Source organism: Pseudomonas sp. SJZ074, assembly GCF_007828215.1.
In the GTDB taxonomy this organism is placed as follows: Bacteria; Pseudomonadota; Gammaproteobacteria; order Pseudomonadales; family Pseudomonadaceae; genus Aquipseudomonas.
Genome location: NZ_VIUE01000003.1, coordinates 368954 through 382855 on the forward strand (window position 1 = coordinate 368954; position 13902 = coordinate 382855).

Annotated in this window: 12 protein-coding genes; 1 reads left to right on the forward strand and 11 read right to left on the reverse strand. The window is 61.4% G+C overall.

From position 1 onward, the window contains the following. Nucleotides 1-48: 48 nt before the first annotated feature. The gene (gene dtd, locus FBX99_RS06145; protein WP_145130937.1) at nucleotides 49-486 is read right to left on the reverse strand and encodes a D-aminoacyl-tRNA deacylase; all 438 of its coding nucleotides are present in this window, start codon (nucleotides 484-486) and stop codon (nucleotides 49-51) included. Beyond that, nucleotides 483-1454, reverse strand: a complete 972-nt coding sequence (gene pip / locus FBX99_RS06150) for a prolyl aminopeptidase (RefSeq protein ID WP_145130939.1) — start codon at nucleotides 1452-1454, stop codon at nucleotides 483-485. Before pip ends, dtd begins: the two co-directional genes overlap by 4 nt. A 300-nt stretch (nucleotides 1455-1754) precedes the next feature. On the opposite strand from pip, the gene FBX99_RS06155 reads away from it, so the two are divergent. Then, a complete protein-coding gene (locus FBX99_RS06155) occupies nucleotides 1755-2258 on the forward strand; it encodes a hypothetical protein (RefSeq protein WP_144928901.1) in 504 nt (167 codons plus the stop codon). Nucleotides 2259-2263: 5 nt separating this feature from the next. On the opposite strand, the gene hutG is transcribed toward FBX99_RS06155, so the two are convergent. From hutG to hutU, 9 genes are all read right to left on the reverse strand, one after another. After that, nucleotides 2264-3067, reverse strand: coding sequence for an N-formylglutamate deformylase (gene hutG, locus FBX99_RS06160; protein ID WP_144928899.1), 804 nt, complete (start codon nucleotides 3065-3067; stop codon nucleotides 2264-2266). Between the two features lie 11 nt (nucleotides 3068-3078). Then, on the reverse strand, nucleotides 3079-4281 hold the full coding sequence (gene hutI, locus FBX99_RS06165) for an imidazolonepropionase (protein ID WP_144928897.1): 1203 nt from the start codon (nucleotides 4279-4281) through the stop codon (nucleotides 3079-3081). A 100-nt stretch (nucleotides 4282-4381) separates the two neighbouring features. After that, a complete protein-coding gene (gene hutH / locus FBX99_RS06170; RefSeq protein ID WP_144928895.1) occupies nucleotides 4382-5914 on the reverse strand; it encodes a histidine ammonia-lyase in 1533 nt (510 codons plus the stop codon). 130 nt (nucleotides 5915-6044) lie between these two features. Continuing rightward, nucleotides 6045-7568 carry a histidine ammonia-lyase gene (gene hutH / locus FBX99_RS06175; protein ID WP_144928893.1) on the reverse strand — a complete coding sequence of 508 codons (1524 nt, stop codon included), beginning with the start codon at nucleotides 7566-7568 and terminating at the stop codon, nucleotides 6045-6047. Nucleotides 7569-7708: 140 nt separating this feature from the next. Next, the gene (locus FBX99_RS06180; RefSeq protein ID WP_052126355.1) at nucleotides 7709-8539 is read right to left on the reverse strand and encodes a glycine betaine/L-proline ABC transporter ATP-binding protein; all 831 of its coding nucleotides are present in this window, start codon (nucleotides 8537-8539) and stop codon (nucleotides 7709-7711) included. After that, nucleotides 8536-9387 carry a proline/glycine betaine ABC transporter permease gene (locus FBX99_RS06185; RefSeq protein ID WP_144928891.1) on the reverse strand — a complete coding sequence of 284 codons (852 nt, stop codon included), beginning with the start codon at nucleotides 9385-9387 and terminating at the stop codon, nucleotides 8536-8538. The genes FBX99_RS06180 and FBX99_RS06185 overlap by 4 nt, the downstream gene beginning before the upstream one ends. A 70-nt stretch (nucleotides 9388-9457) precedes the next feature. Then, the gene (locus FBX99_RS06190) at nucleotides 9458-10426 is read right to left on the reverse strand and encodes an ABC transporter substrate-binding protein (RefSeq protein ID WP_144928889.1); all 969 of its coding nucleotides are present in this window, start codon (nucleotides 10424-10426) and stop codon (nucleotides 9458-9460) included. A 69-nt stretch (nucleotides 10427-10495) separates the two neighbouring features. Further along, nucleotides 10496-11962, reverse strand: a complete 1467-nt coding sequence (locus FBX99_RS06195) for a cytosine permease (RefSeq protein ID WP_144928887.1) — start codon at nucleotides 11960-11962, stop codon at nucleotides 10496-10498. A 163-nt stretch (nucleotides 11963-12125) separates the two neighbouring features. Then, nucleotides 12126-13814, reverse strand: coding sequence for a urocanate hydratase (gene hutU / locus FBX99_RS06200; protein ID WP_047699772.1), 1689 nt, complete (start codon nucleotides 13812-13814; stop codon nucleotides 12126-12128). Nucleotides 13815-13902 lie beyond the last annotated feature (88 nt).

Here is a 13902-nt window from a genome sequence, read left to right on the forward strand (position 1 = left end):
CTCCCTGTTTAACCTCGAAACAGAACCGAAAAGGTGTTTCAAACGCTTTCAGACCTGTAACAGAAAGGTTACCGGGCCATCATTGACCAGATGCACTTGCATGTCGGCGCCGAATCTACCTGATGCCACAGTGCCATGCACCTCTTTCGCTTGACCGATCAGGTAGCTGAACAGTTCCTCTCCCAATGCCGGAGGCGCGGCCGTCGAAAAACTCGGGCGCAGGCCACTTTTGGTGTCGGCCGCCAGGGTGAATTGTGACACCAGCAACAAGCCACCCCCGACGTCCGCCAGCGACAGGTTCATCTTGCCGTCGGCATCACTGAACACTCTGTAGTTAAGCAGCTTGTGCAAGAGCTTGTCGGCGCTGGCCCGGGTATCCTCGGGTTCGACCGCCACCAGGACCAGCAACCCCTGGTCCACGGCCCCCACGATATCCCCCGCGACCTCGACCCGGGCCCCACGGACCCGTTGCAACAGCCCTTTCATGCTTCTTCGGGCGGCAGGTCGAGCAAGCGCCGGGCCATTTGCCCGGCGGCGCGCACCAGTGCGTCGGTAATACCCGGCTCCGAGGCGGCATGTCCCGCATCGCGGATCACCTGCAGTTCGCTGTTGGGCCAGTTCTGATGCAGTTCCCAGGCATTGTCCAGCGGGCAGATCACGTCATAGCGGCCATGCACGATGACGCCCGGCAAATGGGCGATCTTGCCCATGTTGCGAATCAACTGGTTGGGTTCGAGGAAGGCGTTGTTGGTGAAGTAATGGCATTCGATCCGAGCGATCGACAGCGCACGCTGCGGCTCGGAGAAGCGGTCGACCACCAGCGGGTTCGGACGCAGGGTCGCTGTACGCCCCTCCCAGATCGACCAGGCCTTGGCCGCGTGCATCTGGGCGATCTGGTCATTGCCGGTCAGGCGCTTGTGGAAGGCGCTGAGCAGATCGTCACGCTCATCCAGGGGAATGGGCGCAATGTAATCCTGCCAGTAATCGGGGAACAGGCGACTGGCGCCAGCCTGATAGAACCACTCGATCTCCTGCGGGCGGCAGAGAAAGATCCCACGCAGGATCAGGCCATGGACCCGCTCCGGATGGGTCTGGGCGTAGGCCAGGGCCAGGGTCGAGCCCCAGGAGCCGCCGAACAGTACCCATTTCTCGATGCCCAGATGCTTGCGGATGCGCTCCAGGTCTTCGACCAGATCCCAGGTGGTGTTGTTTTCCAGGCTGGCATGGGGCGTGGAACGACCACAGCCGCGCTGATCGAAAGTAACAATGCGATACAGGTTCGGATCGAAGTAGCGACGGCTCTGCGCGTCGCAACCCGCACCCGGACCACCATGAATGAACACCACCGGCAGGCCTTCCGGAGAGCCGCTTTCATCGACATAGAGCGTGTGGGTGTCATCGACAGCCAGATCGTGCCGGGCATGGGGTTTGATCTGCGGGTACAAAGTCTGCATTGGGCGCTCCGTAAGGGGTCGAGTCATCCCTGTAGGGACTTCTATTTAATCTGCCGTCCGGCATCATAAACCCGAATCGCCTTGATGGGCATGCCCCCCTGTGACGCCAACGACCTGTCTGCAGAAATCTCTATCGGCTACGACAGGATGACGCCCGAAAATGACTTCGAATCAGTACATTTTTATTTATCGCGAAAAACTACAAAAAACTGTCGATTCCGACAGTAGTTCACATTCCGCAAAGCCTTGTTAATGGCCTGAGCCCCCCTTTCCCTGGGGGAGCATCAGAGGAACCGCACCATGAATAACGCAGCCACGGCCCCACTGAACACGTTTACAGCCACCCTGACATTCAAGGACCACCTGGAACATTTCTCGGCTAATCGGGTAAAACTGCAGGAGTTCCTTACCCAGTCGGGCACGTTCTGGGCCATTAAAGGGTTCGAAGACACCATCAATCCAGAGACCCAGAGTACGGAGATCAATACCCTGCAGTTCTACCTGAGCAAAACCGACCGTCCCGTGATGCTGGACCTGATACCGCCCAAGGTCCTGCCGCAGATCGCTCCAAACAGTGCTGGCTACTACAAGCTGGAAGACAGCCCTGACGATGACGATAACGAAGTGGATGCGGCGTATGAGTTCCCTTGCACTCAAGGAAAGATTTTCTTCGTACCTTTTCTAACCCCTCAACGCTGGGGCGCCATATTCGACTTCAATGTGAAAGCCCCAAACGCTGAGACTTTCAACATCAAGGGAGTGTTTGATGTGACCGGCCCCTTTGTTCCAACCGATCTGCGATAAGCGACTCAGCGCTTGTAGGTCTGTCGTCCCCACGCCAACAGACCTTCAAGCAGTTCCCGGAGTACTACCTGGGTCGGCTCCGCCAGGTCCGCACGGTAGTTGAACGGTTCGAACTCTTCCATGTAGGTGCTCTGGCACAGCTCCAGCTGCACCGCATGGATGTTCTCGGCCGGGTTGCCGTAATGCCGGGTGATGTGTCCGCCCTTGAAGCGCCCGTTGAGCACATGGGTGAAGGTATCGTGACGGGCGCAGATGGCTTCGAGCTGGCTCGCCAGCACCGGGTCGCAGCTGGCGCCGTTGAAGGTGCCGAGGTTGAAGTCCGGCAGCTTGCCGTCGAACAAATGAGGGATTACCGAACGAATCGAATGGGCGTCGAACAGCAAGGCGTAGCCGAACTCGGCCTTGAGCCGCGCCAGCTCCTGTTGCAAAGCCTGGTGATACGGCATCCATATCTGCTGCAGGTACGTCGCCCGTTCCTCTGCAGAGGGTGTCAGCCCTTCGCGAAACAGCGGTACACCATCGAACAGCGTCGCCGGGTACAGGCCGGTGGTGGCGCCGACGTACATCGGTGTGTCGTCGGAGGGTCGGTTCAGGTCGACGACGAACCGTGAGTATTCGGCGGCCAGGGTGCTGGCGCCCAGCTCATTGGCGAATTCATAGAGCTTGGGAATGTGCCAGTCGGTGTCCGGTAGGCTCTGGGCCTCGGGAATCAACCCGGCCTTCACTGCCGGGGTCAGGCGCAGGCCGGCGTGGGGCATGCTGACTAGCAGCGGCACGCTCCCTTGCTTGAAATTCAGGACCTTCTCCACAACCATTCTCCTCAATCGATTTCAACGCCGTGACGCACGACGCGTTTTTCCAGATCGCCACCAAGCCAGTACGCCAGGTCGGCCGGGCGGTCGATGTGCCAAGCGACAAAATCCGCGACTTTGCCGACCTCCAGCGAACCATGGGTTTGCGCCATGCCCAAGGCCTGGGCCGCATGAATCGTCGCCCCTGCCAGGGCTTCTTCCGGCGTCATGCGGAAACAGGTGCAGGCCATGTTCAACATCAAGCGCAGCGACAGCGCCGGCGAGGTGCCGGGATTGAGGTCGCTGGCCACGGCGATTTTCACCCCGTGCTTGCGCAAGGCATCCATGGGCGGCAGTTGAGTTTCCCGCAGGAAATAAAACGCCCCCGGCAGCAATACCGCCACGGTGTCGGAAGCGGCCATGGCCTTGGCGTCGTCCTCGGTCATGAATTCCAGGTGATCGGCCGACAGCGCCTGGTAACGCGCCGCCAGGCTGGAACCGTGCAGAGACGACAATTGTTCGGCGTGCAGCTTCACCGGCAACCCCAGTCGTTGCGCGGTGATGAACACCCGCTCGACCTGCGCCGGGGAAAACGCCAGGTACTCGCAGAAGGCATCCACCGCATCCACCAGCCCTTCGGCCGCCAGGGCTGGCAACATCTCGGTGCAGATGTGCTCGATGTAGTCATCGGCGCGATCCTTGTACTCCGGTGGCAAGGCGTGGGCCGCCAGGCAGGTACTGCGCACACTGATCGGCAGTTCGGCAGCGAGACGGCGGGCGACCCGCAACATCTTGCGTTCGTTGGCCAGGTCCAGGCCGTAACCGGACTTGATTTCCACCGTGGTCACGCCGTCGCGCATCAGGCTGTTCAGGCGTTTGGCGGCGCTGCTGAACAGTTCGTCTTCACTGGCGGCTCGGGTGGCGCGCACGGTACTGGCGATACCGCCACCCGCTGCAGCGATCTCGGCGTAGCTGACGCCTTGCAGGCGCTGTTCGAATTCACCGCTGCGGTTACCGCCGAACACCGCGTGGGTGTGGCAGTCGACCAGGCCTGGGGTGACCCAGGCGCCCTTGAGGTCGTTGACTGTCGGATAGTCACCGGCCGGCAGTTCTGCGCGCGGGCCGATCCAGTGGATGTGTTCGCCCTGGGTGATGATGGCGGCGTCTTCGATGATCGAGTAGACGCCCTGGGCCATGGTGGCGGCGTGGCAGTTTTGCCAGAGGGTTTTCATCCCGGGTTTCCTCGTCTCATTCAGAATCGAATCGCGAGCAGGCTCGCTCCCACAGGGTACGCATTCCAATGTGGGAGCGAGCCTGCTCGCGATGAGGCCCTCACAGGCTCGGCAACAGGTTCGCCATGACCAGCTCGTTCAGGCAACGGCTCGCCAACAGCTCACTCGCGGCATTGATGTCCGGGGCAAAGAACCGGTCCTTCTCATAGAACCGCACTTCGGCACGCAGGAGACCGCGAGCCTGTTCCAGCTTCGGCGAAGTCTTCAAGCCGCCGCGCAGGTCCAGGCCCTGACACGCCGCCAGCCATTCCACCGCCAGGATGCCACGGGTGTTCTCGGCCATTTCCCACAGGCGCTTGCCGGCAGCCGGGGCCATGGACACGTGGTCTTCCTGGTTGGCGGAGGTCGGCAGGCTGTCCACCGAATGAGGATGGGACAGCGCCTTGTTCTCACTGGCCAGGGCAGCGGCAGTGACCTGGGCGATCATGAAGCCGGAGTTGACCCCGCCGTTACCCACCAGGAACGGTGGCAACTGCGACATGTGCTTGTCCATCATCAGGGAAATGCGACGCTCGCTCAGGGAACCGATTTCGGCAATCGCCAGGGCCATGTTGTCAGCGGCCATCGCCACGGGCTCGGCGTGGAAGTTGCCACCGGAAATCACATCACCTTCGGCGGCGAACACCAATGGGTTATCCGACACGGCGTTGGCCTCGATCACCAGCACTTCGGCCGCCTGGCGGAACTGGGTCAGGCAGGCGCCCATCACTTGCGGCTGGCAACGCAGGGAATACGGATCCTGAACCTTGTCGCAGTTCTGGTGCGAAGCGGACACTTCGCTGCGCTCGCCCAGCAGATCGCGGTACGCGGCGGCAGCATCGATCTGACCTTTCTGGCCACGGGCGGCGTGAATACGCGCATCGAATGGCGAGCGGGAGCCAAGCACGGCTTCCACCGTGAGGCTGCCCAGGGCCAGGGCACCGGCAAACAGGTCTTCACCCTCGAACAGGCCGCGCAAGGCAAATGCGGTGGACACCTGGGTGCCGTTGAGCAGCGCCAGGCCTTCTTTGGCGGCCAGGGTCAGCGGCGCGAGGCCGGCGACTTTCAACGCGTCGACCGCCGGCAGCCACTCGCCTTTGTAACGAGCCTTGCCTTCGCCCAGCAGCACCAGGGACATGTGGGCCAACGGTGCCAGGTCGCCGGAAGCCCCGACCGAACCCTTGAGTGGAATATGCGGATAGACCTCGGCATTCACCAGGGCGATCAACGCATCGATCACCTGCCGGCGAATACCGGAAAAGCCCCGGCTCAGGCTGTTGACCTTGAGCACCATGATCAAGCGCACCAGCGCATCGCTGATCGGCTCGCCCACTCCAGCGGCATGGGACAGCACCAGAGAGCGCTGCAGGTTTTCCAGGTCTTCGCTGGCGATACGGGTCGAAGCCAGCAGGCCGAAACCGGTATTGATGCCGTAGGCGGTGCGGTTCTCGGCGAGGATCTGCTCCACGCACGCCACGCTGGCTTCGATCTGCGCCGAGGCACTGGCGTCGAGGCTCAGGGTCACGGGTTGCTGATAGATGTCACGCAATTGAGCCAGGCTCAATTGACCGGGAATCAGGTTTAAGGCAGTCATTTATTGCTCCTTTTGAGAGTTTTGTTTTCTAACTCGCCAGTCGCTCCGGAATGTTCCGTTATCCGTCACCCCCGCTTTTTGAGCGATGCTTTAGGGCAAGAGGTGCCTTGGCACGCTGGCGCTTTTTTGATCAATTCAAATTCGGTAACACGCTATCCAACAGGTTCGGGTCTTTAAGCAGCCCGGCGACGCTGGCAATGTCCGGCGCCAGCCAGCGGTCCTGGTCATAGGCAGCCACGTGCTCGCGCAGCAGCTTCCAGGCAAGCCCGGTGCCGGCGCCGAAGCGCTGCGCCTTGAGAAATTCAAAGGCCTGGGCCGCCAGCAGGTATTCGATGGCGAGAATCTGCGTGCAGTTGTCCAACGCCCTGTGCAGCTTCAGGGCCGCGTTGGTGCCCATGCTCAAGTGATCTTCCTGCAAGCCCGAGGTCACGTAATTATCGAGTACCGCCGGTTGCGCCAATTGGCGATTTTCCGCGCATAAGGAGGCGGCGACGTACTGCACGATCATCATCCCCGAGTTCACACCGGGGTTGGCTACCAGGAAGGCCGGCAGTCCGCTGACATGCGGGTTGATCAACCGGTCGAGACGACGCTCGGCGATGGAGCCGATTTCCGCCATGGCAATCGCCAGCAGATCCGCCGCCAGAGCCACCGATTGGCCGTGGGGATTGGCCTGGGACATGACCCGGAAGTTATCCGGTGTACCCAGCAGCAGCGGGTTATCGGTGGCGGCGTTGAGTTCGGTTTCGATCTGTTGCCGGGCATGGGTCAATTGATCGCGAGCGGCGCCGTGCACCTGGGGAATGGAGCGGATACTCAAGGCATCCTGGGTGCGAATGCCCAGGCTCGAGGCAATGACTTCGCTGCCGTCGAGCAAGGCACGCAGATTGGCCCCGACTTGTTGCATGCCAGGGTGCGGTTTGAGCGCGATGATCTCGGCGTCGAACGCCGCGATCTGTCCTCGCTGGGCCTCGAAACTCATGGCACCGATCACGTCCGCCCATTGCACCAGCCGCGTCGCATCCGCCAGGGCCAGGCAACTGAGGCCGGTCATGCATGGCGTGCCGTTGACCAGGCACAGGCCGTCCTTTGCCCCCAATTGAACCGGTTGCAGGCCTTCTGCGGCCAGGGCCTGTTGCGCCGCAACGATCTGGCCGCGATAGCTGACCTGGCCGACACCCAGCAGTGCAATGCCGATGTGGGCCATGTGGGTCAGGTAACCCACCGAGCCCTGGGACGGCACTTGCGGGGTGATGCCGCGATTGAGCAGCGCCAGCAAGGCCTCGACCACCCGGCGATGAATGCCGGACTTGCCCTGGCTGTAGTTGAGGATGGCGGCGCAGAGAATCGCCCGAACCTGCTCATCGGCCAACGGCGTGCCGACGCCACAGGCATGGCTGAGCAACGTGTTGCGCGACAGCTGGCTGAGTTGTTCGTCCTTGAGCGAGACATTGCACAAGGCCCCCAGGCCGGTATTGACGCCATAGGCGCGCTCGCCGCTTTCGACGATGCGCTGGACGATGGCCTGGGCATTGTCGATCCGCGCCCAGGCCTGGGCCGACAGCTCGAGCCCGGCACCGAAGCGGGCGACAGCGACTACGTCCTGCCAACGCAGGGGGGCGTCGGCGATGATGATTTTTTCAGCCTGGGACATCTTTAACCTCATGCTTACAACTTGAACATTGATGCAGCTTTACTGACGCCTTCGCGAGCAAGCCCGCTCCCACATTGGAATGCGGTCCTCTGTGGGAGCGGGCTTGCTCGCGAAGAGGCCCGCCCAGTCACCAGAGTTCTCTAAACCACCGCAGCCCTGCGCTGCACAAACCGATCAACATACTCATCCGCCGGCGAGTGCAGGATCTCCCGGGGCGTGCCGACCTGGATCAGCTTGCCATCCTTGAGAATCGCAATGCGGTTGCCGATGCGCACGGCCTCGTCGAGGTCGTGGGTGATGAAGACGATCGTCTTGTGCAGGGTCTTCTGCAGCTCCAGCAACTGGTCCTGCATCTCGGCGCGGATCAGCGGGTCAAGGGCACTGAAGGCTTCGTCCATCAAGATGATGTCGGTGTCCGCCGCCAAGGCACGAGCCAGGCCCACACGCTGGCGCATGCCGCCGGAAAGCTGATGCGGGTATTTGTTTTCGTAACCCTTCAGACCGACGGTGTTGATCCAGTGCTGCGCGCGCTCGGCGCACACCTGTTTGCTCTCGCCGCGGACTTTCAAGCCGTAGGCGACATTGTCCAGCACGCTCTTGTGGGGCAGCAGGCCGAAGCTCTGGAACACCATGCTGATCTTGTGCCGACGAAATTCACGCAGGGCGTCCATGTCCAGTTGCAGGATGTCTTCGCCGTCCACCAGGATCGCCCCGCTGGTGGGGTCGATCAGGCGGTTGAAGTGCCGCACCAGGGTGGATTTGCCCGAGCCGGACAGGCCCATGATCACGAAGATCTCGCCGGTGCCGATGCTCAGCGACAGGTCGTTCACGCCGACCACGCAACCGGTTTCGGCCAGCACCTGGTCCTTGGTCTTGTTCTGACGGATCAGATCCAGGGCGTCCTTGGACCGATTGCCGAAAATCTTGAAGACGTTCTTGACTTCGATTTTGCTGACAGTTGCGTTGTTCATTTGCTCACCTCATGCCGAGGACGACCATAAGCCTGGGTAATGCGGTCGATGACCACGGCGAGAATCACGATCGCCAGCCCGGCTTCCAGGCCGCGTCCGACGTTGAGGGTCTGGATGCCCACCAGCACATCCTCGCCCAGGCCACGGGCGCCGATCATCGAGGCGATGACCACCATCGACAGGGCCATCATGGTGGTCTGGTTGATCCCGGCCATGATGCTCGGCAAGGCCAGGGGCAGTTGCACGCCGAACAGCTGTTGCCAGCGGTTCGCACCGAAAGCATTGATGGCCTCCATCACTTCGCCATCCACCTGGCGGATGCCCAGGTCGGTCAGACGGATCAACGGCGGCGCGGCGTAGATCACCGTGGCGAAAATCGCCGGGACCTTGCCCAGGCCGAACAGCATCAACACCGGAATCAGGTACACGAAGCTCGGCATCGTCTGCATGATGTCCAGCAACGGCATCAGCACCGAACGCAAGCGATTGCTGCGTGCCGAGAGGATGCCCAGCGGGATGCCGATCAACACCGAGATCAGCGTCGCCACCAGCATCAGCGCGAGGGTCTGCATCAGTTTGTCCCACAGGCCCACCGCGCCCACCAGAAACAGCAGGCCGACGATCACCGCCGTGGCCACGACCTTGCGGGTCGCGTGCCAGGCCACGCCACCGACGATGGCCAGCATCAACCACCAGGGTGCCATACGCAGCAGGCCTTCGAGATTGACGATGGCCCACAGCAGGGTGTCGGAGATGTGCCGGAACACATCGCCATAATTCGTCACCAGGGCGTCGACCCAACCGTTGACCCAGTCGGCGATGGAAAAGGTAAAGCTTTCGGGAAACATAAGGGACTCTCGATCAGGGGGATGCGGTGAATGTCCCGGCCAGCTCAAGGTTGGCCGGGAAGTATTCGACCTACAGGGCCGCGTCGATTTTCTTGGCAGCGTCTGCGCTTACCCAGGCGTGCCAGACTTCAGGATGTTCCTTCAGAAAGATCTTCGCCAGTTTCGGCGACTCGATCCGCTCTTTGGCCATGCGCCCGAGGTTCTGGTTCAGGATATCGATCGGCAGGTTGACCTTTTCCAGCACCGCCACCAGTTCCGGGGCTTCGTCGTGGAAGGTCTTGGACAGGCCGACCTTGATACTCACGCTTTTATCCACACCCGGTTTTTCTTCCAGTTTCACCAAGTCCACCTGCCCCATCAGTGGCGTTGGCGACCAGTAGTAGAACAGGATCGGCTCGCCACGCTTGTAGCTCGACAGCACTGCGGCATCCAGGGCCGGGCCGGTGCCTGGACGGAAGTTGGTGTAGGTTTTTTCCAAGCCGTAGCTTTTCAGCATCTCGCTGTTGTCCAGCTCACAGGTCCAACCGGCCGGGCAGTTATAGAAACGGCCCTTGGACGGTTCTTCCGGATCCTTGAACACGGCGGCGTACTGGCCCAGGTCGGCGATGTTCTTCAGCCCCGGGGCTTTGGCTTCGAGCTTGCGCTTGGCGTCGCCTTCAACCACGTAGCGCGGCACGTACCAGCCTTCGATGGCGCCCACCACCGGCGCGCCGACGCCGACCACTTTGCCGGCCTTCTCGGCCTTGTTCCAGACCTCGCTGCGGCCGACCCATTCTTCGGCAAACACCTGGATGTCATTACTGCTCAGGGCGTTCTCCATGGTGATGGAATTGCCCGGCAGGTTGTCGGTCTTGCAGTCGTAGCCTTTTTCCAACACCACTTGCAGGACGTCGGTCAACAGCATGGCGCTTTCCCAGTTCAGGCCGGCGAATTTCACCGGTTTGCCCGACTCGCACCAACCCGCCGCCTGGGTGGCGCCGGCGCTGGCCAGCAAGCCCATGGAAAGCAACGTGGTCAGTAGGGTCTTGTTCGATTTCATTGTGTGACGCTCCTAATCAGTGAATTGGCTTACGGCAGTCAAGAGGCATCCAGCCCTGTCAACGTCCCATCAGACCGCTTGGATGCGGCCCGCCCTGCTCGGTTGTGCGTCAACCGCGTCCTGCTCGAGCGGCAGGATCAATTGATCGGGTACAGCGCTGTGCCACTTCTTCGCCGCGACGTAATACAACGCCGCCGGCACCACCAGGCCGATAATCCACGAGATATCCACATCCCCCATCGCTGCCACCAGTGGTCCGGTATAGAACTTGGTGGAGATGAACGGCAATTGAACCAGCACACCCAGCGTATAAACGCTGATGCCCAGGGCGTTCCAACGACCGTAGCGACCGTTCGGGTCAACCAGTGCCGGCACGTCGTAGCGCTCGCGAGTGATGCAGTAGTAGTCCACCAGGTTGATCGCGCTCCAGGGCGTAAAGAACGCCAGCAAGAACAGGATGAAAGACTTGAACGCACCGAGGAACGAGTGCTGGCCAAGCAGCGCGATCAAGGTCGCCGCGCCGACAATGACCAGTACGAACAGCAGACGCTGCAAGCGCGTGACGTTCAACTGGCCACGGAAACCGCTGATGATGGTGGCAATGCACATGAAGCTGCCGTAGGAGTTCAGCGTGGAAATGGTGACCTTGCCGAACGCGATGCTGAAGTACAGCAGCGCAGCGGTGGCCCCAGTGCCACCCAGGCCAACGATGTAGGCCACTTCGTGACCCGCGAACTGCCCATTGGCCGAGGCAGCGGCAAATACACCGAGGATCATCGCCACCTGTGCGCCGATGACCGAACCGGCGCCCGCGGCAAAGAAGGTTTTCAGCGAAGACGTCTTGCTCGGCAGGTAACGCGAATAGTCAGCCACGTAGGGGCCGAAGGCGATTTGCCAGGATGCCGCCAGCGACACCGCGAGCAGGAAGCTGCTCCAGCTGAAATGGCGGATCTGCAGGAGTGCGCCCACGTCCGTCTGACCGATCAGGCGAGCGAACAGGTAAACGAAGGCAATCACCCCAATAATGCTGGCGACACGGCCAATGAAGTGGATCACCCGATAACCGAGCACCGTGACCAGCACGATGACACTGGCGAAGATAAGAATGCCGGCACTGTCGCTGACGCCAAACAACTGGCCCAGCGCCTGGCCGGAAAGCACGGTGCCCGTCGCGGTGAACCCCAGGTACATCAGGCACACCAGCACGATCGGGATGGCCGCGCCATACACACCGAACTGCACCCGACTGGAGATCATCTGCGGCAGGCCAAGCTTGGGCCCTTGCGCGGCATGCAAGGCCATGACGCCACCGCCGAGCACTTGGCCGATCAGCAAACCGATCAACGACCAGAACACATCACCGCCCAGCACCACCGCCAATGCACCGGTGACAATGGCAGTGATCTGCAGGTTGGCCCCCATCCAGAGGGTGAACTGGCTCAACAAACGGCCGTGCCGCTCCGCTTCCGGGATGTAGTCGATCGAGCGCTTTTCGATCAACGGTTTGCTGCTTGCGCGTGTGCTGGTGACGGCCATGGTTCAACCTCTGTGGATTGTTCTGGAGTTCATTGCGCTGCTGCGTTCCTGTGGGAGCGGGCTTGCTCGCGAAAGCTGTTTCACATTCGACACATGTGTTGAATGACACACCGCATTCGTCGGATCGCCGCCCGGAGCAAGCCCGCTCCCACAGGGATTTGCGTTACTTGCCAGTGATCATCGGCAAGTTCAGCCCCTGTTCCTTGGCGCAATCGATCGCAATCTGGTAACCGGCATCGGCATGACGCATCACCCCGGTGCCCGGGTCGTTGTGCAGTACGCGGGCGATACGCTCGGCCGCCTCATCGGTACCGTCACAAACAATCACCATGCCCGAGTGCTGGGAGAAGCCCATGCCGACGCCGCCACCGTGGTGCAACGACACCCAGGTCGCGCCGCTGGCGGTGTTGAGCAAGGCGTTGAGCAACGGCCAGTCGGAGACCGCGTCAGAACCGTCCTGCATGGATTCGGTTTCACGGTTGGGGCTGGCCACGGAACCGGAGTCCAGGTGGTCGCGACCGATCACGATCGGCGCCGACAGCTCACCGCTGCGCACCATTTCGTTGAACGCCAGGCCCAGCTTGGCGCGTTGGCCCAGGCCGACCCAGCAGATACGCGCCGGCAGACCCTGGAAGCTGATGCGCTCGCGAGCCATGTCCAACCAGTTGTGCAGGTGAGCGTCGTCGGGAATCAGTTCCTTGACCTTGGCGTCGGTCTTGTAGATGTCCTGCGGGTCACCCGACAGCGCCGCCCAGCGGAACGGACCGATGCCACGGCAAAACAGTGGACGGATATACGCCGGCACAAAGCCTGGGAAGTCGAAGGCATTCTCGACGCCTTCTTCCTGGGCCATCTGACGGATGTTGTTGCCGTAGTCAAAGGTCGGCACGCCCATTTTCTGGAAGGCCAGCATGGCTTTCACGTGCACCGCCATCGATTGCTTGGCGGCTTTCACCACGGCGGCGGGTTCGGTCTTGGCGCGGGCACGGTATTCGTCCCAGGTCCAGCCGGCCGGCAGATAGCCGTTGAGCGGATCGTGGGCGCTGGTCTGGTCGGTGACCATGTCCGGGCGCACGCCACGGCGGACCATTTCCGGCAGGATTTCGGCAGCGTTCCCACACAGTGCGATGGAAATCGCCTTGCCTTCGGCGGTGTATTTCTCGATACGGGCCAAGGCGTCGTCCAGGTCGGTGGCCTGTTCGTCGACGTAACGGGTCTTGAGACGGAAATCGATACTGACCTGCTGGCACTCGATGTTCAGCGAGCAGGCACCGGCCAGCGTCGCGGCCAGCGGTTGTGCGCCGCCCATGCCGCCCAGGCCGGCGGTCAGGACCCAGCGGCCCTTGAGGTTGGAGTCGTAATGCTGGCGACCGGCTTCGACGAAGGTTTCATAAGTACCCTGCACGATGCCCTGGCTGCCGATGTAGATCCAGCTGCCGGCGGTCATCTGGCCGTACATGGCCAGGCCCTTGGCGTCGAGTTCGTTGAAGTGTTCCCAACTGGCCCAGTGCGGCACCAGGTTGGAGTTGGCGATCAGCACGCGGGGAGCATTCGTGTGGGTCTTGAACACGCCCACCGGCTTGCCGGATTGCACCAGCAGGGTCTCGTCGTCGTTCAGGTTGGTCAGGCTTTCGACGATCTTGTCGTAGCACTCCCAGTTGCGCGCCGCGCGGCCGATGCCACCGTAGACCACCAGTTCCTTGGGATTCTCGGCCACTTGCGGGTCGAGGTTGTTCATCAGCATGCGCAGTGGCGCTTCAGTCAGCCAGCTTTTGGCGGTCAGCGTATTACCGCGAGGGGCGCGAATTTCAACGTCACGGTATTTTTCGGGTTTGCGGGTAGCGTCGGTCACAGCAAAAACTCCTCAGCGATCAATCCAGACCAGCCCGGGCAGCGGGCAGTGATTTAGCGAACGTTGCGTTGAATCTCGGTAACTCATA

Excerpts from the sequence above, each read along its gene's own strand:
- dtd (WP_145130937.1), bottom strand. The coding sequence starts at position 486 with ATGAAAGGGCTGTTGCAACGGGTCCGTGGGGCCCGGGTCGAGGTCGCG.
- pip (WP_145130939.1), bottom strand. The coding sequence starts at position 1,454 with ATGCAGACTTTGTACCCGCAGATCAAACCCCATGCCCGGCACGATCTG.
- FBX99_RS06155 (WP_144928901.1), top strand. The coding sequence starts at position 1,755 with ATGAATAACGCAGCCACGGCCCCACTGAACACGTTTACAGCCACCCTG.
- hutI (WP_144928897.1), bottom strand. The coding sequence starts at position 4,281 with ATGAAAACCCTCTGGCAAAACTGCCACGCCGCCACCATGGCCCAGGGC.
- hutH (WP_144928895.1), bottom strand. The coding sequence starts at position 5,914 with ATGACTGCCTTAAACCTGATTCCCGGTCAATTGAGCCTGGCTCAATTG.
- hutH (WP_144928893.1), bottom strand. The coding sequence starts at position 7,568 with ATGTCCCAGGCTGAAAAAATCATCATCGCCGACGCCCCCCTGCGTTGG.
- FBX99_RS06180 (WP_052126355.1), bottom strand. The coding sequence starts at position 8,539 with ATGAACAACGCAACTGTCAGCAAAATCGAAGTCAAGAACGTCTTCAAG.
- FBX99_RS06185 (WP_144928891.1), bottom strand. The coding sequence starts at position 9,387 with ATGTTTCCCGAAAGCTTTACCTTTTCCATCGCCGACTGGGTCAACGGT.
- FBX99_RS06190 (WP_144928889.1), bottom strand. The coding sequence starts at position 10,426 with ATGAAATCGAACAAGACCCTACTGACCACGTTGCTTTCCATGGGCTTG.
- FBX99_RS06195 (WP_144928887.1), bottom strand. The coding sequence starts at position 11,962 with ATGGCCGTCACCAGCACACGCGCAAGCAGCAAACCGTTGATCGAAAAG.